Annotated in this window: 25 protein-coding genes; 12 read left to right on the top strand and 13 right to left on the bottom strand. The window is 72.5% G+C overall.

Translation table 11 applies throughout. From position 1 onward, the window contains the following. Positions 1 to 23 precede the first annotated feature (23 nt). Positions 24 to 818 (top strand): GNAT family N-acetyltransferase, encoded by a 795-nt coding sequence (locus ISP_RS04795; protein WP_013222859.1) that lies wholly within the window; start codon positions 24 to 26, stop codon positions 816 to 818. On the opposite strand, the gene ISP_RS04800 is transcribed toward ISP_RS04795, so the two are convergent. The 4 genes from ISP_RS04800 to ISP_RS04815 are packed head-to-tail and all read right to left on the bottom strand — an operon-like array spanning position 802 to position 3858. Further along, positions 802 to 1452 carry a response regulator gene (locus ISP_RS04800; protein ID WP_013222860.1) on the bottom strand — a complete coding sequence of 217 codons (651 nt, stop codon included), beginning with the start codon at positions 1450 to 1452 and terminating at the stop codon, positions 802 to 804. The genes ISP_RS04795 and ISP_RS04800 overlap by 17 nt on opposite strands. Next, positions 1449 to 2555: a sensor histidine kinase gene (locus tag ISP_RS04805; protein ID WP_013222861.1), complete on the bottom strand. Its 1107-nt coding sequence runs from the start codon at positions 2553 to 2555 to the stop codon at positions 1449 to 1451. The genes ISP_RS04800 and ISP_RS04805 overlap by 4 nt, the downstream gene beginning before the upstream one ends. 34 nt (positions 2556 to 2589) lie before the next feature. Continuing rightward, positions 2590 to 3387: an SRPBCC family protein gene (locus ISP_RS04810; RefSeq protein ID WP_013222862.1), complete on the bottom strand. Its 798-nt coding sequence runs from the start codon at positions 3385 to 3387 to the stop codon at positions 2590 to 2592. Positions 3388 to 3441: 54 nt separating this feature from the next. Next, a complete protein-coding gene (locus ISP_RS04815) occupies positions 3442 to 3858 on the bottom strand; it encodes a MarR family winged helix-turn-helix transcriptional regulator (RefSeq protein WP_013222863.1) in 417 nt (138 codons plus the stop codon). A 77-nt stretch (positions 3859 to 3935) separates the two neighbouring features. Between ISP_RS04815 and ISP_RS04820 the strand changes: the two genes are divergently transcribed. After that, complete coding sequence (locus tag ISP_RS04820) at positions 3936 to 4499, top strand: flavodoxin family protein (RefSeq protein ID WP_013222864.1); 564 nt, start codon at positions 3936 to 3938, stop codon at positions 4497 to 4499. Here ISP_RS04820 and ISP_RS04825 read toward each other — a convergent pair. Further along, positions 4496 to 5068: a TetR/AcrR family transcriptional regulator gene (locus ISP_RS04825; RefSeq protein ID WP_013222865.1), complete on the bottom strand. Its 573-nt coding sequence runs from the start codon at positions 5066 to 5068 to the stop codon at positions 4496 to 4498. The genes ISP_RS04820 and ISP_RS04825 overlap by 4 nt on opposite strands. Before the next feature lie 86 nt (positions 5069 to 5154). Between ISP_RS04825 and ISP_RS04830 the strand changes: the two genes are divergently transcribed. Further along, positions 5155 to 6345 (top strand): FAD-dependent monooxygenase, encoded by a 1191-nt coding sequence (locus tag ISP_RS04830; protein ID WP_014466614.1) that lies wholly within the window; start codon positions 5155 to 5157, stop codon positions 6343 to 6345. Here the strand turns inward: ISP_RS04830 and ISP_RS04835 are convergent. Continuing rightward, on the bottom strand, positions 6311 to 6676 hold the full coding sequence (locus ISP_RS04835; protein ID WP_176742073.1) for a winged helix-turn-helix transcriptional regulator: 366 nt from the start codon (positions 6674 to 6676) through the stop codon (positions 6311 to 6313). The genes ISP_RS04830 and ISP_RS04835 overlap by 35 nt on opposite strands. Before the next feature lie 82 nt (positions 6677 to 6758). On the opposite strand from ISP_RS04835, the gene ISP_RS04840 reads away from it, so the two are divergent. From ISP_RS04840 to ISP_RS04855, 4 genes are all read left to right on the top strand, one after another. Beyond that, positions 6759 to 7616: an NAD(P)-dependent oxidoreductase gene (locus ISP_RS04840; protein ID WP_230468710.1), complete on the top strand. Its 858-nt coding sequence runs from the start codon at positions 6759 to 6761 to the stop codon at positions 7614 to 7616. Next, a complete protein-coding gene (locus ISP_RS04845; RefSeq protein ID WP_013222869.1) occupies positions 7613 to 8362 on the top strand; it encodes an SDR family oxidoreductase in 750 nt (249 codons plus the stop codon). The genes ISP_RS04840 and ISP_RS04845 overlap by 4 nt, the downstream gene beginning before the upstream one ends. 148 nt (positions 8363 to 8510) lie before the next feature. Next, on the top strand, positions 8511 to 9509 hold the full coding sequence (locus ISP_RS04850; protein ID WP_013222870.1) for a GlxA family transcriptional regulator: 999 nt from the start codon (positions 8511 to 8513) through the stop codon (positions 9507 to 9509). Between the two features lie 22 nt (positions 9510 to 9531). Next, a complete protein-coding gene (locus tag ISP_RS04855; RefSeq protein WP_013222871.1) occupies positions 9532 to 10416 on the top strand; it encodes a transglutaminase-like domain-containing protein in 885 nt (294 codons plus the stop codon). Here ISP_RS04855 and ISP_RS04860 read toward each other — a convergent pair. Beyond that, positions 10373 to 11275, bottom strand: coding sequence for a LysR family transcriptional regulator (locus ISP_RS04860; protein ID WP_013222872.1), 903 nt, complete (start codon positions 11273 to 11275; stop codon positions 10373 to 10375). The genes ISP_RS04855 and ISP_RS04860 overlap by 44 nt on opposite strands. Positions 11276 to 11371: 96 nt before the next feature. Here ISP_RS04860 and ISP_RS04865 point away from each other — a divergent pair, with 96 nt between their 5' ends. Next, positions 11372 to 11755 (top strand): nuclear transport factor 2 family protein, encoded by a 384-nt coding sequence (locus tag ISP_RS04865; RefSeq protein ID WP_013222873.1) that lies wholly within the window; start codon positions 11372 to 11374, stop codon positions 11753 to 11755. A gap of 119 nt (positions 11756 to 11874) precedes the next feature. Here ISP_RS04865 and ISP_RS04870 read toward each other — a convergent pair whose 3' ends face one another. Both ISP_RS04870 and ISP_RS04875 read right to left on the bottom strand, forming a co-directional pair. Further along, a complete protein-coding gene (locus ISP_RS04870) occupies positions 11875 to 12534 on the bottom strand; it encodes a TetR/AcrR family transcriptional regulator (protein WP_013222874.1) in 660 nt (219 codons plus the stop codon). 15 nt (positions 12535 to 12549) lie between these two features. Beyond that, positions 12550 to 13368 carry a class I SAM-dependent methyltransferase gene (locus ISP_RS04875; protein ID WP_013222875.1) on the bottom strand — a complete coding sequence of 273 codons (819 nt, stop codon included), beginning with the start codon at positions 13366 to 13368 and terminating at the stop codon, positions 12550 to 12552. 190 nt (positions 13369 to 13558) lie between these two features. On the opposite strand from ISP_RS04875, the gene ISP_RS04880 reads away from it, so the two are divergent. Then, positions 13559 to 14146 carry a dihydrofolate reductase family protein gene (locus tag ISP_RS04880; protein ID WP_013222876.1) on the top strand — a complete coding sequence of 196 codons (588 nt, stop codon included), beginning with the start codon at positions 13559 to 13561 and terminating at the stop codon, positions 14144 to 14146. On the opposite strand, the gene ISP_RS04885 is transcribed toward ISP_RS04880, so the two are convergent. Beyond that, positions 14136 to 14990 (bottom strand): sigma-70 family RNA polymerase sigma factor, encoded by an 855-nt coding sequence (locus tag ISP_RS04885; RefSeq protein ID WP_013222877.1) that lies wholly within the window; start codon positions 14988 to 14990, stop codon positions 14136 to 14138. The genes ISP_RS04880 and ISP_RS04885 overlap by 11 nt on opposite strands. A gap of 65 nt (positions 14991 to 15055) precedes the next feature. On the opposite strand from ISP_RS04885, the gene ISP_RS04890 reads away from it, so the two are divergent. After that, positions 15056 to 16105, top strand: a complete 1050-nt coding sequence (locus ISP_RS04890) for an alkene reductase (protein ID WP_013222878.1) — start codon at positions 15056 to 15058, stop codon at positions 16103 to 16105. Here ISP_RS04890 and ISP_RS04895 read toward each other — a convergent pair. The 3 genes from ISP_RS04895 to ISP_RS04905 all read right to left on the bottom strand — a co-directional run bounded on the left by ISP_RS04895 (position 16063) and on the right by ISP_RS04905 (position 17004). Continuing rightward, complete coding sequence (locus ISP_RS04895; protein WP_014466615.1) at positions 16063 to 16248, bottom strand: nuclear transport factor 2-like protein; 186 nt, start codon at positions 16246 to 16248, stop codon at positions 16063 to 16065. The genes ISP_RS04890 and ISP_RS04895 overlap by 43 nt on opposite strands. Before the next feature lie 86 nt (positions 16249 to 16334). Further along, the gene (locus tag ISP_RS04900; RefSeq protein WP_013222879.1) at positions 16335 to 16673 is read right to left on the bottom strand and encodes a VOC family protein; all 339 of its coding nucleotides are present in this window, start codon (positions 16671 to 16673) and stop codon (positions 16335 to 16337) included. 10 nt (positions 16674 to 16683) lie between these two features. Beyond that, the gene (locus ISP_RS04905; RefSeq protein ID WP_013222880.1) at positions 16684 to 17004 is read right to left on the bottom strand and encodes a DUF6223 family protein; all 321 of its coding nucleotides are present in this window, start codon (positions 17002 to 17004) and stop codon (positions 16684 to 16686) included. A 191-nt stretch (positions 17005 to 17195) separates the two neighbouring features. On the opposite strand from ISP_RS04905, the gene ISP_RS04910 reads away from it, so the two are divergent. Together ISP_RS04910 and ISP_RS04915 are read left to right on the top strand one after the other, a co-directional pair. Further along, the gene (locus ISP_RS04910; protein WP_013222881.1) at positions 17196 to 18296 is read left to right on the top strand and encodes a sensor histidine kinase; all 1101 of its coding nucleotides are present in this window, start codon (positions 17196 to 17198) and stop codon (positions 18294 to 18296) included. Then, complete coding sequence (locus tag ISP_RS04915) at positions 18293 to 18949, top strand: response regulator (RefSeq protein WP_013222882.1); 657 nt, start codon at positions 18293 to 18295, stop codon at positions 18947 to 18949. The genes ISP_RS04910 and ISP_RS04915 overlap by 4 nt, the downstream gene beginning before the upstream one ends. Position 18950 lies beyond the last annotated feature (1 nt).

The following is an 18950-nucleotide window of genomic DNA, read 5'->3' on the forward strand; positions in this document are numbered from 1 at the left end:
GGCGTGTGGCGTAGGCAACGTCCATGGACTTCCCGCCGATCCGGACCCTCGCCGCCGCCGACCTGCCCGCGTGCTCCGACCTGGCCGAATCCCGCTCGTGGCCGCGCGAGCCGCGCAAGTGGACACTGCTGCACGACGTCGGCCGGGTCTTCGGGGTGACCGCGCCGGACGGCGACGGCCTGGCGGCGGCCGCCGTCCTGATGCGCTTCGGCTCGGTGGCGTCGATCTCGATGGTGCTGGTCGCGGCCCGGTACGAGCGCCGCGGCCTGGGCCGGGCGATCACCGCGCACGCCCTGTCGGCGGCCGGCGACCGGGTGGTCTGGCTCCACGCGTCGAAGTTCGGCCTGCCGCTGTACGAGTCGATGGGATTCGTGGCCGACGGCGGCTGCCAGGGCCACCTCGGCACGTTCGCCGACGACGGCGGGCCGGGGGCGCGGCCGGCGACGGACTTCGAGGAGATCGTGAGCCTGGACGAAACCGCCCACGGCGTGAACCGGCGGCCGCTGCTGGAACGGCTGGGTGCGGCCTACGCGGTCGACGGCGGCTTCGCGTTCGGGACGGACATCGGCCACGTGACGGTGATCGGCCCGGTCGTCGCGGAGTCGGAGGAGCAGGCGCGGGCGCTGATCCGCGGGGCGGCCCGGTCGGCGCCGGGCGAGGTGCGGGTGGATCCGGACTTCCGGTTCCCGGCCCTGACCGCGTGGGTCCGGGAGCGGGACCTGGTCCCCACGGCACCCGCACCGCGCCTGGTCTTCGGCGGACGCGCGCTCCCCGGCGATCCCCGCCGGCGCTTCGCGCCGTTCACGCGGGCGGCGTAGGCCGGACCAGTCCGGATTCGTACGCGGCGATCACCAGCTGCGCCCGGTCGCGGGCGGCGAGCTTGTGCAGCAGGCGGCCGATGTGCGTCTTCACCGTCGCGATGCCCAAGTGCAGGCGCGCCGCGATCTCGTCGTTCGACAGGCCGCGGGCGATCAGCGTCAGCACCTCCTGTTCGCGCGCGGTCACGCCGTCCAGCCGGGTCACCGGGCCCGACGGGAGCCGGGCGAACTCCGCCACCAGGCGCCGCGTCACCGACGGCGCCAGCAGCGCGTCGCCGGACGCCACGACCTCGATCGCTGCCAGGAGGTCCGCCGGGCGGGTGTCCTTCAGGAGGAACCCGCTCGCGCCCGCGCGCAGCGCCGAATAGACGTACTCGTCGAGGTCGAACGTCGTCAGCATCAGCACCCGGACGTCGGTTTCCGCGCAGATCCGGCGGGTCGCCTCGATGCCGTCCATCTCCGGCATCCGGACGTCCATGAGCACGACGTCCGGCCGCTCGAGGCGGGTCAGGGCCACCGCCTCGGCGCCGTCGGACGCCTCGCCGACCACTTCGAGGCCCGGTGCGCTGTCGACCAGCACCCGGAAGCTCCCGCGCAGCAGCGCCTGGTCGTCGGCGATCAGGACGCGGGTCATCGGGCCGCCACCGGTTCTTCATAGGGCAGCCGCGCGAAGACGCGGAACCCGGTTTCGCCGGGCGCCGCGGAGAATTCCCCCGCGTAGACCGCGACGCGTTCGCGCATCCCGATCAGCCCGTGGCCGGGGACGGCATCGCCGCCGCGGCCGTCGTCGAGCACTTCGATCGTCACCTCGCCGTCGCCGCCGGTGACGTGGATCCGGCACGTCGCCGCACCCGCGTGCTTGACCACATTGGTCAGTGCCTCCTGCACGATCCGGTACACCGACTGGCCGACCCCGCCCGGCAGTTCGGTGAGGCCGTCGACGACCAGGTCGACGGCCGGACCCGCCTGCTGCGCGCGTTCGGCGAGCGCCCGCAGGTCCTCGAGCGACGGCGCGGGCGCCAGCGCCGGGACGCCGGTGCCGTCGCGCAGCACGCCGAGCATGCGCCGCAGCTCGGCCAGGGTCTCGCGGCTGGTGTCTTCGATGACCCGCAACGCGTCCCGAGCCTGGTCGGGTTGTTCGAGGGCGACGTGGTTGCCGACCGCCGCCTTCACCGCGATCAGGCTCATGCTGTGCGCGACGACGTCGTGCATCTCCCGGGCGATCCGCAGCCGCTCCGCCGAAACCGCTTGCTGGGCATGGGTTTCCCGCTCGATCGCGGCGTGCTCGCGGCGGCCGTGGACGGCGATGCCGAGCGCGAACCCGACGATCAGCGCCGACGCGCCGAAGTTCACCGTCGTCGCCGTGCTCGGGTTCGGCACCGCGACGCCGATCACGCCGACGCCGAACAGCCCGGCCGCGAAACCGACCCGGGTCGCGCGGCTGCCGTGGGCCACCACGAAGGTGTACAGCGCACAGCCCGCCGCCACGACGGCGATCGCCAGCACCGGCCCGCCGATCGGCACCGCCGCCGCGGTCATCACCAGCGACAGGATGTAGGCGGCCCGCGGCGACCAGCGCCGCAGGACGATCGGCACGACGCTCACCACGAGGATGGCCCAGCCGAGCCAGGCGGGCAGCCACAGCGGCAGCGTCCACGCGCCGGCGGCGAGGTTGCCGCCGGCCCCCAGGGTCAGCACCAGGACGGCCAGCACGTCCAGCACGACGCGAATGCGCATGAACCGACCGTAATGCGGACCTCCCGCCCGCGCGTCAACCTTGGGGCGGATGCTCCGCGTAATGCTTCTTCACGGCTTCGACGCGCTCGGGCGGCCAGTCCGGCAGGGTGACGCCGTGGGTGGCGGCGAACAGCTTGTCGAGTTGTTCGTGGCGCCGGGCCAGCTGCGCCGGGACGTCGTCGCCCGCCGCTTCGGTGAACTCGACCCGGGTCCCCTCGCGGGGGTCCTGGAGCACGTGCCAGCCGGGCTCGTCCGGCAGCAGGGCCCGGACCTCGTCCACCGGCTTCCAGACGAGGTCGCGGCGGAAGCGGATCGTGCCGTCGTCGAGGACTTCGCCGTCGTCGAGGCCGAATTCCTCCACATAGGACGCCATCCGCCCGTGCCACTGCTGCGGTTGCGCGAAGTCCTGCCCGGCCAGGCGGGCGGCGAGCGCGTCGAGGCAGACGTCCCAGCCCGCGGCGGTGCGGCCCGCCGCGAGCTTCGCGATGGCCGGGTCGCCGCGGCCGAAGGTGTGGGTGAACTCCAGGAGGCTGCCGTCGCCGTCGGGGGAGATCAGCCAGCGCAGCGTGTCGTCGTTCCAGACGAAGGTGAACTCGCGCGGCGGGTCGACGGTGACGACCTGCCCGGTCGTCGTGCTGTCCTGGCCGGGGAAGGTGAACCGGATCGCGCCGCCGGCCCGCAGCTCGACGGCCACCTTCGCGGGGAACCAGTGCTCGAGCTCCGCCGGGTCGGTGATGGCCCGCCAGACGCGTTCGGGCGCGTACTTCAGCCGGCGCTCCAGCCGGAGCGCCGGGCGTTCGCCGTCGGTCTGCAGCTTCGCTCGTCCGGACACGCGTCCTCCCGTGGGTTGCCTGTCCCGGTATATAACCACTGAGGAATATGCGGGTCAAGCGCCACGGACGGCGGAGACGGCGGCGGCCAGCTCCGGGTCGCTCGCGGCCTTGTCGAGCGCGGTCCGCAGCACCGCGCAGTACGTCGGCTCGGTCTCGCTGTAGCGCTTGCGGCCGGCGTCGGTGATCACGGAGTAGACGCCGCGGCGGTCGTCTTCGCACAGGTCGCGGAGGGTCAGGCCGGCGTCTTCGAGGCGGGCGCACATCCGGCTGACCGAGCTCTGGTTGAGGCCGATCGCGTCGGCGAGCTCCTGCATCCGCAGGCCGCCGCGGGGGCCCGCGACGAGCTTGCCGAGCGCGCGGTACTCGGACAGGCCGAGCCCGTGGCGCCGCTGCAGGGCTTTGGCGAGTTCCTGCTCGATCCGGGCGTGCAGCACGAGAACGCGGCCCCAGGCCTGTTCGTCGACAGTCATCTTCCGGCCTCCTCTTGACGTCAGGATAGTCCAGGGACAGTATTTATATGTACATGCAAGTACATGGAGAGGGCGACATGAGCGATCGCAGCTTCCTGTTCCTGGTAGGCGCCGCGCGGGCCGGGGGCAACACCGAAATGCTGGCCCGGCTGGCGGCCAAGGAACTGCCCAAGGACGTCGAACAGCGGTGGATCCGGCTGCCGGAGGTGCCGCTGCCGCCGTTCGAGGACCGCCGCCACGGCGCCGGTTCGCATCCGGAGCCCGGCGAGAACGAACAGCTGCTGATGGACGCGACGTTCGCCGCGACGGACATCGTGATCGTGTCGCCGGTGTACTGGTACTCGGTGGCGGCGAGCGTGAAGCTCTACCTCGACTACTGGTCGGGCTGGATGCGGCTGCCGGTGGAGTTCAAGCCGCGGATGCGCGGCAAGACGCTGTGGGGCGTGAGCGTCCTGAGCGAGACGGCGCACGAGGCCAGGCCGCTGATCGGCACGCTGGAACTGTGCGCCGAGTACCTGAGCATGAACTGGGGCGGAGTCCTGCTCGGCAACGGCAGCCGCCCCGGTGACGTGCTCCTGGACGCCGACGCGACGGCGGCCGCGCGGACGTTCTTCGCCGGCGCGGACCTGGTCACCGCCTAGGTCAGGACGTCCTTCGCGATCAGGCGCAGGCCACTGGCCAGGTCGGCGCCCGATGGCGCGTGGTCCGGGTCGATCAGCCACTGGAGCATCACGCCCGACAGCAGGGCCTGGTGCACCGTGCCGGCGGCCCGGGCCTCGGCGCTCCCGTCGTCGAGGCCCTGGAAGAGGTTCGCCAGGCCGTGCCGGGCCAGTTCGACGGCGTTCGCCAGCTGGGCGCGGACCTGCTCGTCGAGGTCCGGCTGGGCGCAGGCCTCGAAGCTCACCGCCCACATCCGGCGGTGCTCGCCGAACGACTCGATCACGCGCTGCCAGATCAGCTCGAAGCGCTCGGCCGGTGACGTGTCGGGTGGCGTCTCCACCTGCAGCGTCTTCGCGAGCGTTTCGCCCCACTCCTCGTTCGCCTCGATCAGCGCGGCGTTGAGCAACGCCTCGCGCGAGCCGAAGTGGTACCCGATGGCCGCCATGCTGACGTTCGCCGCCGAGGCCAGGTCCCGCACCGTCGTGCGGGCGTAGCCCTTCTCGTACAGACAGCGCTTCGCGCCGGCCAGCAGTGACTCCTTGTTGCCCATGGCCGCAGCCTAGCACGAATGCCTTAGGCGATCGATTTAGGCGATCGCATTGCGCGATCGCCTAAATCGGGGTTACCGTGCTCGGCATGCAGAACAGACGAGTCCTCATCTCCGGCGCGAGCGTCGCCGGCCCCGCCCTGGCCTTCTGGCTCCGCCGTCACGGCTTCACGCCGACGGTCGTCGAACGCGCTCCCGAGCTGCGCGACGGCGGCTACGCGGTCGACTTCCGCGGCGCGTCCCTGCAGGTCCTCGACCGGATGGGCCTGCTGGGCGCGGTCGAAGCGGCGGCAACCCGGATGGGCGAAGTGACCTATGTGGACAGTGCGAACCGGCCGCTGGTGGTCACGCCGCCGACCTACCAGAGCGGCGAACTCGAGATCCTGCGCGGCGACCTCGCACGCATCCTGTACGACGCGACGCGGGACGGCGTCGAGTACGTCTTCGGCGATTCCGTCACCGGCATCGCCGAGCACGGCGACGGCGTCACGGTCACCTTCGCCCACGGCGAGCCGCGCGAGTTCGACCTGGTCATCGGGGCCGACGGGCTGCATTCGAACGTGCGGTCGCTGGCCTTCGGCGAGGAGTCCCGGTTCCGCCGCGACCTCGGCTACTACGTCTCGATCTTCACGGTGCCCAACCACCTCGGCCTCGACCGCGCCGGTCGGTTCTACAACGAGCCGAACCGGACCGTCGGCGTCTACAGCGCGCGGGACAACACCGAGGCCAAGGCGCTGTTCTGGTTCGGCGCCGACCAGCTGGACTACGACCCCCGCGACGCCGCGCAGCAGCGCCGGATCGTCGAGGAGAAGTTCCGTGACGTCGGCTGGGAGACCTCGACGCTGCTGGCGGCCATGCGGGAAGCGCCGGACTTCTACTTCGACTCGGCGAGCCAGATCAAGCTGGACTCCTACGCCCGCGGGCGCGTCGCGCTGGTCGGCGACGCCGCGTACTGCGCCGCGCCGCTCTCGGGGATGGGCACGAGCCTGGCGATCGTCGGCGCGTACGTGCTCGCGGGCGAGCTCGCGGCCGCGGGCGGCGACCACGCGACGGCGTTCGACGCCTACTCCCGCGAGATGCGCGGCTTCGTCGACGCCTGCCAGAAACTGGCCGAGGGCAACGGGAAGTGGTTCGTCCCGCCCACGCGCGGGTGGCTGAAGTTCCGCAACCTCAACTACCGGCTGCTGCCGTACCTGCCGTGGCGCAAGCTGATCGAAGAGCTGCCGCTCAAGGCGGGCAACGCGATCACGCTGAAGCCGTATCCGGTGGCGCCGGCGTGACGCCGCGGCGCTTCGCGATGCCGGCCATGTTCTCCTCCCCCCAGTCGCCCAGCGGCAGCAACGCCGTGTTCAGCCGCTGACCCAGCCCGGTCAGCGAGTACTCGACCTTCGGCGGGATCTCGTGGAACACCTCGCGGTGCACGATCTCGTCCGCCTCCAGTTCCCGCAGCGCCTGGATCAGCATCTTTTCGCTGATTCCCGCCACCTTCCGCTTCAGCTCGCCGAACCGCAGCGGCTCGGCGTGCAGCGCCCACAGGATCAGGGCCTTCCACCGGCCGCCGATGACGTCGACGGCCGCGTCCAATCCGCAGCGGTACGTTCGAGGCTGCATCCAGGATCCTTACGTTTTGGTGGGTACCCGACTTATTAGTCGGTACTTGTCCAGTGTAAAGCGCGCCAGCAGCATGGAATCCATGGGAGAAAGCAAGAAACACGTGGGCGTGCTCGGCCTGGGGCGGATGGGCACCGCCCTCGCCGGGGCGCTCTTGGGGGCGGGACACGACGTCTCGGTGTGGAACCGGTCGCCGCACAAGGCCGGGCCGCTGCTCGACCGCGGCGCCCGGCTCGCGGCGACCCCGGCGGAAGCGGCTTCGGCAGGCGTCGTCCTCAGTTGTCTGTCCACATACGACACTCAGTGGCCGGCGCTCGAAGCGGCGGCCTTGTCCGGCCGGACGCTGGTCAACCTCACGTCCGGGACGCCGGAGCAGGCACGGGATGTCTCGAAGTGGGCGGCGTCCGAAGGCGTCGGCTACGTGGACGGCGTGATCATGGCCGTGCCGCAGGGCATCGGGACGCCGGCCGCGCAGATCCTCTACAGCGGCTCGGAACCGACGTTCGCGGCGCAGCGCGAGGTATTGGAGGTATTGGGGGCGCCGGTGTTCCTCGGCGAGGACGCCGGGCTGGCGGCGCTGTACGACCTGGCGCTGCTCGGCATGATGTGGTCGACCATGGCCGGCTACCTGCACGCGCTGGCGCTGGTCGGCACCGAGGGTGTCACGCCCGAGCAGTTCGAGCCGTTGGCGTCGGCGTGGCATTCGGCCGTCGGCGGGTTCCTGCCGGGCATCGGCTCGCAGGTCGCCAGCGGTGACTACGCCACCGAAGTGTCCTCTTTGGACATCAACGCGGCGGGACTCGGCCTGCTGGTCGAGACCAGCCGTGCGCAGGGGATCGGCACGGCGGTGCCCGCCGTGCTGCGGGAGTTGTTCGACCGAGCGGTCGCGGCCGGCCACGGCTCGCACGCGATCGCCAGCGTCATCGAGGAGATCCGGTGAGGTACCAGGGGAAGAAGGCCGTCGTCACCGGCGGCACGCACGGAATGGGGCTCGCGGTGGTGCGCGCCCTGCTCGACGGCGGCGCGGAGGTGCTGCTGACCGGCCGGGACGTGTCGCCGCTGACGGGAACGCTGCCCGGCAAGGCGCACCTGTTGTCCTCGGACGCGGCGCGTTTGGCCGACGTCGCCGAGCTGGGTGCGGTGGCCGCCGACACGCTCGGCGAGCTGGACCTGGTGTTCATCAACGTCGGGTTCTCGACACTGACCCCGTACGAGGACGCGACGCCCGAGCTCTACGACCGGACGTTCGACATCAACACCAAGGGCGCATACTTCACGGCCCGGCGGCTGGCACCGCTGGTCAAGTCCGGCGGCTCGTTCGTCTTCACGACGTCGGTCGCGGCCGAGGCGGGGATCGCCGGGATGGGCCTCTATTCGGCGGCGAAGGCGGCGGTGCGCTCGTTCGCCCGCACGTACGCGGCCGAGCTCGCGCCGCGCGGGATCCGGGTGAACGTGGTCAGCCCCGGCTACACCGACACGCCGACGATGGGCGTCACCGGCGTCCCGGAGCCGGTGTTGGCGAAGTTCAAGGAGATCGGCGACGAGGTGACGCCGTTGAAGCGCCACGCCACCCCGGAGGAGATCGCGGCGGCGGTGCTGTTCTTGGCGTTCGAAGCGACGTTCACCACCGGCGCCGACCTCCCCGTGGACGGCGGTCTGGGGCAGCGCTTGACGTTGCCCGCGTGAGGTCGGCGCCCCGCGCCCCGGGCGCGCGGGGGCCAGGCGGCGCCTCGCCCCGCGCGGGCCAGGCGGCGCCTCGCCCCGCGCGGCCCGTGGACGGCTCGCGGGCACGCGATCGCGTGGCCCGGAGGCCACCGTGTGCAAGAATCGGGCCATGGCCGAATTCGTGCACCCGAACCGCCACCACGTCGCCGTGCTCGTTCGCCACGGCATGCTGGTGATGGAGCTGGGCATCGTCCACCGCCTGTTCGGGCAGGCCCGCTCGGCGGCGGGGGAGCCGCTGTACGAGGTCGTGACCTGCACGCTCGAGCCCGGCCCGGTGCGCACCGACGGGGACGTCGCCATCCCGGTCGACCGCGGCCCCGAGGTGCTGGCGGAGGCGGACACGGTGATCGTCCCGGCGTCCCTGGCCGAGTACGAGCCGCTGGCGCGCGTGCTGACCCCGCCGCTCAAGGCCGCTCTCGACCGCATCCCGCCGGCCGCGCGCATCGCCTCCATCTGCACCGGCGCGTTCGTGCTCGCCGCGGCCGGCCTGCTCGACGGCCGCCGGGCCACCACTCACTGGCGTTCCGCGGAGGAACTGCAGGACCGGTTCCCCGCGGTCGACGTCGACCCGTGCGTGCTCTACACCGACGACGGCGACGTGCTGACCTCGGCGGGCGTCGCCGCCGGGATCGACCTGGTGCTGCACATGATCCGCCGCGACCACGGCACCGCGGTGGCCAACGAAGTCGCCCGCGGCACGGTCGTGTCCCCGCACCGCGAAGGCGGCCAGGCCCAGTTCGTCCGGCGGCCGGTACCCGAGCCCCGCACATCGTCGACGAAGGCAGCACGGGCGTGGGCGCTGGAGAACCTGCACCGGCCGCTGACCCTGCGCGAGCTCGCCGCCCGCGAGGCGATGAGCACGCGCACGTTCACCCGCCGTTTCCGGGAGGAGGTCGGCATTTCGGCCCTGCAGTGGCTGACCCAGCAACGGGTCGAGCGCGCCCGCCAGCTCCTCGAGGAGACGGACCTGCCGGTCGACCGCGTCGCCACCGAGGCCGGCTTCGGCACCGCGGCCTCGCTGCGCCAGCACTTCCAGGCGGCGCTCGCGGTGTCGCCCAGCGCGTACCGGTCGACGTTCCGCGGAGAATTGGCTGTTCAAGCCGGCTGAAATCCGGATAGCGTCGGCCGCCATGGACGACTTCTACGTCAGCCACAGCCGGTTCAGCGACCCCGGCCCGCACGCGGACTGGCTCGACGCCACGCCGGCCGACCTCGCCGTCCTGCGTGAAGCGGCGTCCCAGCTGGTGTTCCACTACTGGGGTTCCGGCGCGATCACCGAACACGGGTTTCCGGCCGCCCGCAACGACGAGATCACCCTGCGGTACGCCGCGGAAATGTGGGCGCGCCTGCGCGAGCTCGACCCGGCTCCACCCGGCGAGCCTCGGCCGCCGCTGCACCGGATCGTCGGCTGCTGCCGAGACTTCACACTGCTGTTCGTCTCGATGGCCCGCCACCACGGCATCCCGGCCCGCGCCCGCGTCGGCTTCGCGAGCTACCTGATGCCCGGCTGGTACCTCGACCACGTCGTCGCCGAGGTCCGCACCGCCGACGGCTGGTGTCTGGTCGAGCCCCAGCTGGCACCCGGCTTCCGCGACCCGGTGGACGACGTCGGGTTCGACCTCCTCGACGTCCCCCGCGACCGGTTCCTGACCGGCCCCGACGCGTGGACCGCCGCCCGCTCCGGCGAGCTCGACCCGGCCCTGCTGGTCGTTTCGCCGGACCTGGACGTGCCGTTCCTGCGCGGGCTCCCGTACGCGTGGCACAACCTCGTGCTGGACCTCGCCGCGCTCAACAAGCACGAGATGCTCCAGTGGGACATCTGGGGCGCACTCGACGATTCCGCCGCGCTCGCCCCAGCCACCCTCGCCCGCGCCGACGAGCTGGCCGAGCTGCCGGCCGACGCGGACGTCGAACAGCTGCGGGTGGCCTTCGAGGCCGACGACGTCCGGGTGCCCCCGGTGATCCACACGGTCACCCCGCCGGGACGGCTCCTGGCCGAGGTAGTGCTTCGCTGACCTCGGCGGCGGTCCGCACGAACCGCGGGATCCGCGGATCCCGCGCCCCGGCCGGCCAGGCGAGGGCCAGCGAGTACGGCGTCGCGTCGACAACCGGCCGGTAGACGACATCGTCCCGCGAGCGCAGCTCGGCGACCGACGCCGGCAGCAGCGCGACCGCCTGCCCGAGCGCGACCGTCTCCAGCAGCTGGGCGCTGTCGTGCACGATCGGTCCCGGCGTCACCGGCCCGCCGGTCACGTCCTGCCCGGACCAGTACGCCCGGTCCGCGGCCGAGGAGAGCGGCCAGCACGGCGTCGGCCGCCCCGCGAAGTCGGCGCAGGTCAGCACGGACCGGCCGGCGAGCTCGTGGTCCGACGGCAGCGCGGCCACCCGCGGCTCGCTGAACAGCACCTCGACGTCCAGGCCGTGGTACGTGCCGCCCTGGCAGCCGAGCACGGCCACGTCGGCCCGGCCGTCCCGCAGCAACTCCGTCTGTTCGCCGAACCCGCTGACCCGGACGTCGACCGGATCCGGGTGCACATCGGCGATCCGCCGCAGCAGATCGGTCGCGACCCCGGGCTTCGCGGTGACGACCAGCGCCGGCGTCCGCTGCGCCGCCCGCCGCGTGCGCCGGACCGCCGCGGTGACGGCGTCCAGTGCCTTCGCCGACTCGGTGAAGAGGACGGCGCCGGCCGGCGTCAGCGAGACGTGCCGGCTGGTGCGTTCGAAGAGCTGCACACCGAGCCGCCGCTCCAGCAGCCGGATCGCGCGGGACAGCGGTGGCTGCGCCATCCCGAGCCGCTCGGCGGCGCGGGAGAAGTTCAGCTCTTCGGCGACCGCGCGGAAATACCGCAGCTCACGGACCTCGACATCGTCCATACCGGGAGAGTATCGCGGCAGAGTCCACAGGTCTTTCCCTTTCTCTTTCGCGCATGGTGGGCTTGGTGTCGATAACTCCACAAAGGACTGACACTGATGACGGAATCGCAACGCAACAAGGAAGTGGTTTTGGCCTTCCTCCGGTTGGCCTTCACCGAAAGACGCCCGGCCGACGCCTTCGCCGAGCACGTCGGTGAAAGCTACATCCAGCACAACCCCCACGCCCCGGCGAGCGCGGAAGCCTCGGCTCGCTACCTGGCCGGGTTCGTGGCCCGGTTCCCGCAGCTCACCCTGGACGTCCACCGGGTGATCGCCGAGGACGACCTCGTCTGCACGCACAGCCTGCTCCGCCTGACGCCCGGCTCGCGTGGCAGCGCGATCGCGGACGTGATGCGGGTGCGCGACGGCCGCATCATCGAGCACTGGGACGTGGTGCAGGAGATCCCGGAGACGACGGCGAGCGGCAACCCGATGATCTGAGCGAGTTGCCCCGAGGGATACCGCCTGCCGGGACGACGCTCGTGAGCGACGGCGGCCGGTGTCCCGCCACGCGGGACATCAGCCCTCGGCGACCGCGGCCGGCTTGGCCGGCCGGGGCATCACGTCTCGGCGACCGGGCCTGGCTCGTCGTCCGCCGGTTCGATCTCCCTCGGCGCGATGCCGTGCAGGGCGGCGCTCACCACCGAGTTCACCGGTGGCGGGTCGAGGGGTGCCGTGTGCGGGAAGACCGTCGTCAGCACCGAGGCGTGGCAGTAGCCGACCAGCATGGCCGCCGTTGCGTCCACTTCGGACTCCGGGCGCAGGCGGCCCAGTGCCCGTTCCGCCTCGAGGTAGGCCACCAGCCGGTCGCGCCAGTGGCCGGACCGCTCGCTGATCTCCGCGAACCGCTCCAGCACCTTGGGCTGGGTGACCAGGCCGCTGAACGCCGGCACGACCGCCTTGTGCAGCGCCAGGCCGAACTCCACGTGGCGGCGGAGGTTCCCGAAGAGGACGCCTTCGCCGGGCACGGGCAGTTCGCCCAGCTCCGCCTCCGTCGTGCGCACGTGCTCCAGCAAGGCCCGGGCCACCAGCTCCTCCTTGTCGGAGAAGTGGTTGTAGAGCACGCCGTCGGCGACGCCCGCCATGCGCGCGATCTCGCGCACGGTCATCCCGGTCGTGCCGTGCGTGGCGATCATCTTCTGCGCGGTCTCGAGCAGCAGGTCGTGCAGGGACTGCCCGTCCTGCTGGGCGGCGGCTTTCCTCGGTGACATCACCGCCATCGTACGGGCGCCCCGCTACGGCCTCCTTCCCGTGACCAGCCACGCGGTGCCGCGCAGCCGGACCGCCTCCGGGCCCGCGAACGGCTCGAGCGCCTCGGTGAGGGCTTCGGTCGCCTTGGCCGCCGTCGCGCCGTCGAGCAGGCCCAGGTGGTGGCGGACCGGGCCCCAGTCCGCGATGAACCGGGCCGCGTCGGGGACGTCACGGCCCCAGACCTGGTCGGCCTCGACGGGGGTGCACACCACGTCTTCGAAGCCGGCTTCGGTCAGCACCGCCCTGGTCCGGTCCGGGTCCGCGAAGGACGTCGGCCCGCTGCCGTCCGGCCCGGTCGGCTGCGGCAGGTAGGCCGCCATCGCCCCGAACAGCCGGCCGAGATCGGTGCCCGACAGCGCCGTCATGCAGAGGAACGCGAGCCGCCCGCCGGCGGACAGCGCGCGCCGGACGTTGCCGAACGCCGCCACCGGATCGGCGAAGAACATCACCCCGAACCGGCTGACCGCCAGGTCGAAGCTGCCTTCGACGAACGGGTGGACCTGGACGTCACCCTGCTCGAACGTCACGTTCGACACCTCCGCCGCCCGTGCCCGCGCGGTCGCGAGCATCGGCCCGGACAGGTCGACGCCGAGCGCGGACCGGGCCCGCGCCGCGGCGAGCCGGGTCAGCTGGCCGTTGCCGCAGCCGATGTCGAGCACGCGATCGCCCGGACTCACCCGCTCGAGCAGGAAATCGTTGAAGCCGCTGTTCACGGCGTCGTAGCGGTCGGCGTGCGTCGCCCAGTGCTCTCCTTCGTAGCCGTTCCATGCCTCGGCTTGTGCGGTGTTGACGATCCCGGTCATCCCCATCCCCTCCGTTGTGAACACACGTTCATGAACACGTGTTCATGCTGCCGCCGCGGCCACCCGCTGTCAAGGCATCGGCCACCCGCCGCCGGATGTCGGCCAGGTGGCAGATCTTCCCGGCGGGCGAACGCGCAAGACTTCTCGTCATCGGGGCAAACCGCCCCTGACCAGTGAAAAGGAGTTCGAAATGGCCGACGTCATCGCCAACATGTCCATGTCCCTCGACGGCTTCGTGGCCGACCCGGAAGACCGCATCGATCACCTGTTCGAGTGGTTCGGCAACGGCGACGTCCAGACCTCCACCGCCGTCGACTGGGCCACCTTCAAGACCTCCGAAGCCAGCGCGAAGATGCTGCGCGCGGCGATGGAGAACGTCGGCGCGCTGCTCACCGGCCGCCGCCTGTTCAACCTCACCCAGGGCTGGGGCGGCACGCACCCGATGGGCGTGCCGGTCTTCGTCGTCACCCACCAGGAGCCCGCGGAGTGGCCGCACCCGGACGCACCGTTCACCTTCGTCACGGACGGCCTCGAAAGCGCCGTCGAGCAGGCGAAGAAGACCGCCGGGGACAAGATCGTCGCGGTCGCCAGCACCACGATCGCCCAGCAGTGCCTCAACCTCGGGCTGCTCGACGGCGTCCAGGTCGACCTGATCCCCGTGCTGCTCGGCTCCGGCGTCCGCTTCTTCGACCACCTCGACACGACCACCGAGCTGACCGGCCCGGAGGTCGTGGAAGGCACCGGTGTGACGCACCTGTCCTACCGGGTCAAGCGCTGAGGAGCGTGACGTGCAGCGCGGCGAGGCGGGCGGGGTCGGCGATCACCTCGTACGCCGCCACCCGCTCGCCGTCGACCGTCACGGCCAAGGCGAGCACCAGCCGTCCGTGGGGTGCGACGACGACCCCGACCGAGCCGTCGATCAGGGCCGTTTCCGCGAACCGGGCCCGTTTCCCGAACACCTGGGTCTCCTCGGCCACCGCGCGGGCCCCGCGTGTCTCGAGCACCGCGCCCACCGGCAGCGCGGCGGCATCGGCGCGGCGGACGACGTCCGGGGCCAGCACGTCGAGCAGCGCGGCGAGGTCACCGCCACGGGCGGCGGCCAGGAACGCGTCGACCACCCGGCGGTGCCGGGCCAGATCGGCCGGGGGCACCGGGGAAGTGCCCCGGATCCGGTGCCGCGCGCGGCTCGCCAGCTTCTTCGCCGCCACCGGCGTGCGGTCCAGCACCGGGGCGATCCGGTCGAACGGCACCGCGAAGAGGTCGTGCAGCACGAACGCGATCCGCTCGGCGGGCCCGAGCGCGTCCAGCACGACGAGCAGCGCGCGGCCCACCGCGTCGGCGAGCGCGGCTTCGTCCGCCGGATCGGCGTCGTCCACCGGTTCCGGGAACACCTCGAACGGCTCCTCGCGGCGGACTTTCCGCGAACGCAGGACGTCGAGGCAGACGCGGGACACGACCGTGGTCAGCCAGGCCGCCAGGTTGTCGACCGAGCCGGCCCGGTTCAGCCGCAACCACGCTTCCTGCACGGCGTCGTCCGCTTCGGCCGCCGAGCCGAGCATCCGGTAGGCCAGCCCGCGCAGCCGGCCGCGTTCGGCCTCGAAGTCCGCCGCCAGGTCGTCCATCGGTCACCTTTCGCTCGGGTTCACCGTCGCCTCCTCGACGTATCCCCGCGACCGGAGGTGACCGGATGAGCTTGCTGACCCCTGCCGACCTGGGCGGCTGGCGCCTACCCAACCGCGTCGTCCTGGCGCCGACCACCCGGGCGCGTGTCCCCGGCGGGGTGCCCGGTGACCTTCAGGCCGCCTACTACGCGCAGCGCGCCGGCGCCGGGCTCATCGTCGCCGAAGGCACCTGGGTGAGCGAACGGGCCATCGGCTTCTCGGACGTCCCGGGGATCTACACCGAAGCGCAGGTGGCCGGGTGGCGGCGGGTCACGGACGTCGTGCACGCGCTCGGTGGCCGGATCGTGCTGCAGCTGTGGCACACCGGAGCCGTTTCGCACCCGGACTTCCTCGGCGGGCAGCCGGCGGGGCCGTCGGCCGTGAACCCGGACGAGCCCGTGTACCCGACTTCCGGACAACGCCGCACGGTCACCCCGCGCGAGATGAGCGTGGCCGAGATCCGGGCCACGGTCCGGGATTACGGCGCGGCGGCCGAGAAGGCGCACCGCGCCGGGTTCGACGGTGTCGAGGTCGCGGCCAACGGCGTGTACCTGCTCGCGCAGTTCCTGCACCCGCGGCTCAACCACCGAACCGACGCCTACGGCGGCTCGCCGGCCGCGCGTCGCAGGTTCCTCACCGAGGTCGTCGACGCGGCCGCCGCGCACGGCCGGGTCGGTGTCCGGCTTTCGCCGTGGTGGACCGGCGGACTGTTCACTGTGGACGAAGCACTCCGCGCCGAGTACGACGAACTGGTCGCCGGCCTCGCCGTGGACTACCTGCACCTCCGGGGTCCCGACACCGGGCAGGACTTCGCCGCCTTCGCCCGCTACCGGACACTGTTCGACGGCCCGATGGTCGTCAACAACGGCTTCGACCGCAAGACGGGCAACGCGGTGATCGAGGCCGGCATCGCCGACGCGGTTTCGTTCGCCCGGCACTTCATCGCGAATCCGGACCTGGTGACGCGGTTCGCGCTCGGCCTGCCGATCGCGCCGGCCGACCCCGCGACGTACTACGGCGGCGGGGCCGCCGGTTACGTCGAGCAGACGGCCGCGATGGCGGCGCTGTCCCAGTAGAACGGGCGGGCTTCGATGATGCGGCCGCCGGCCACGGTGATCGTCTGGAGGATCGGGAATTCGAGCTCGCGGCCGGTGGCGCGGGCCCGGGCGCGCACGTTCGTCAGCACGACGAGCGGGGACGTCGTGGCCGCGCCAGACACCGCCGTAGGGCAGGCCATCGGCCTGGTGCAGCACGAAGTCCGGGGCGAAGAGGCGGCCAGGCCACCGGCGGAAACCGGACGCCGCGCTAGGCGTCCGGGCACCACACGGCCAGCTCGCTCCCACCGGGCTCGCGGAAGTGGAAGCGGCGGCCGCCCGGGAAGGCGAACGGTTCCTTCGTCACCACGCCGCCCGCGGCCGCCACCGCCTCGCGGGCCGCCGCCAGGTCGTCCGTGCGGATCGTGAGCAGCGGTGCGCTCGTCTGTTCGTCCGCCGCCGATTGGAACCCCAAGGTGAGGCCGGCGCCCCGGACGTCGGTGTAGTCCGGGCCGTACGGTGTCACCGCCCAGCCGAACGCGCGCTCGAAGAACTGCCCGGACGCCGCGGCGGACGTGGAGGGGAACTCGGCGAAGTCGATTTCGTACATGCCCCGGACGCTAGCGGCGACCACCGACAAAACCGCGCGAGCGGGCCATCGCCAGGCCGCCGAGGACCAGGGCGACCCCGCCGATCACCAGGTCCACGTAGCCTCCGACGATCCCGTAGCCGGTGCCGGGCCCACCCTTCGCGGCGGCCACCACCCAGCCGCCGATGACGACGGCGGCCAGGCCGCCGGCCAGGGCCACGACGGCTCCCCGGCCGCGGGCCAGTGCCCGCCCGCCCGCGACGACCCCCGCCACTCCGAGCACGACGGCGATCAAGGACCAGAGCCGTCCCGGGGTGAGGTCGTAGGAACTGGCCGCGGCGAGGACAAGCATGAGGTGCTCCTTCGGCTCGGATCGGACACCGGAAGCATGTCCGCCGGACTCGCCGCCCGTCGTGGTGCGCGAGCAGACACTTCGCGCTGCCGCGGACGCCGCAGGAACCGGCGGGCTACCGCAGGTGCAGTAGCCCGGAAATGCGCTTCGCGCAGGACTTCGCCGCGCGGTCGCCCGGTTAGGGTTCGGAGGTGAGCCGCGCGCAGATCGTCGACGGGGTGATCGCCGCCGGCGTGGCGGTGGCCCTGGTGGTCGCCGGGGTGTCCGGCACGCACCGGAGCCCGGACCTCGACGTCCTGGGGTACGCGGCGCTGGCCGCCGGCGGGCTGGCGCTGGCCGCGCGCCGCCGGGCGCCGATCGCCGTGCTGGCGGTGACCGCGGTCTGCGCGCTCGCGTACCAGGTCGCCGGCTTCGAAGTGCCCGTCGTCGCTTACCTCTTCGCCGTGTACGCCGCCGTCCGGGCGGGACACCGGATCGCCGCGGTGGTCGCTTCGGTGCTCATGCTGGCCGCGATTCCGCTCGCGCTCCTGGCTTCGGGCGTGGCCGGCACCGGCGCCGCGTTCACGCAGGCTCGGGACGTCCTCCAGCTGGCGTGGCTGATCGCCGCCGGGGCGGCCGGGGAGGCGTTGCGCCAGGCCGAGCGCCGGGCCGACGAAGCCGAGCGCACCCGCGAGGAAACTGCGCGGCGGCGCGCGGACGGGGAACGGCTGCACATCGCGCGGGAGCTGCACGATTCGCTCACCCACCAGATCTCGGTCATCAAGGTGCAGGCCGAAGTCGCCGTCCACCTGGCCGGCAAGCGCGGCGAAGACGTGCCCGACGCGCTGCTGGCGATCCGCGACGCCGGGCGCGAGGCGGCGCGGGAGCTGCGGGCGACCCTGGAGGCGTTGCGCGACGACGACAAGGACCCGCCGCGTGGGCTCGACGACGTCCCCGACCTCGTGCGCCGCGTCCGGACCACCGGCCTCGACGCGCAGCTGACGGTCGAAGGCCGGTGCGACGCCGTGCCGGCCGCGGTCGGCCGGACCGCCTACCGGATCGTCCAGGAGTCGCTGACCAACGTCGCCCGGCACGCCGCCGCGGCCACCGCGTCGGTCCGGATCGACCACCGGCCCGGCACGCTGGTCATCCGGGTGGACGACGACGGCCAGGCCACCGTGGACAGTGCGCCGGGCGTCGGCCTGACCGGGATGCGCGAGCGCGTCACGGCGCTGGGCGGCCGGCTCCAGGCCGGGCCTCGCCGCGAAGGCGGCTTCAGCGTCCAGGCCGAACTGCCGGTGGACCCCGCGTGATCCGGGTGCTGCTGGCCGACGACCAGCCGCTCATCCGCAGCGGATTCCGTGCGCTCCTCGACGTCGAGGACGACATCGAGGTGGTGGCCGAAGCGGGCGACGGCGGCGAGGCGGTGCGGCTCGCGCTGGAGCACCTGCCGGACATCGCGCTCGTCGACGTCCAGATGCCCGGCGTCGACGGCATCGAGGCGACCCGGCGCATCGCCGCGCACCCGGCGCTGGCCGCGGTGCACGTGGTGATCCTGACCAACTACGGCCTGGACGAGTACGTCTTCGAGGCGCTGCGCGCGGGTGCGGCGGGGTTCCTGGTCAAGGACATCCAGCCGGAGGACTTCCTGCACGCGGTACGCGTCGCGGCTCGCGGTGACGCGCTGCTGGCGCCGTCGATCACCCGCAAGCTGATCGACCGGTACGTGACCCAGCCGCTCGTCCCCGGCGCGGGGCTGGCGGAGCTGACGAACCGGGAACGCGAAGCCGTCTCGCTCGTGGCGAGGGGGTTGTCGAACGAGGAGATCGCCGGGCGGATGGTGATCAGCCCGCTGACCGCGAAGACGCACGTCAACCGGGCCATGATGAAGCTGCACGCGCGTGACCGGGCGCAGCTGGTGGTGTTCGCCTACGAATCGGGGCTGGTGGCGCCGCGCCCGACCTGAG

The organism is Amycolatopsis mediterranei (assembly GCF_026017845.1).
Classification (GTDB): domain Bacteria; phylum Actinomycetota; class Actinomycetes; order Mycobacteriales; family Pseudonocardiaceae; genus Amycolatopsis; species Amycolatopsis mediterranei.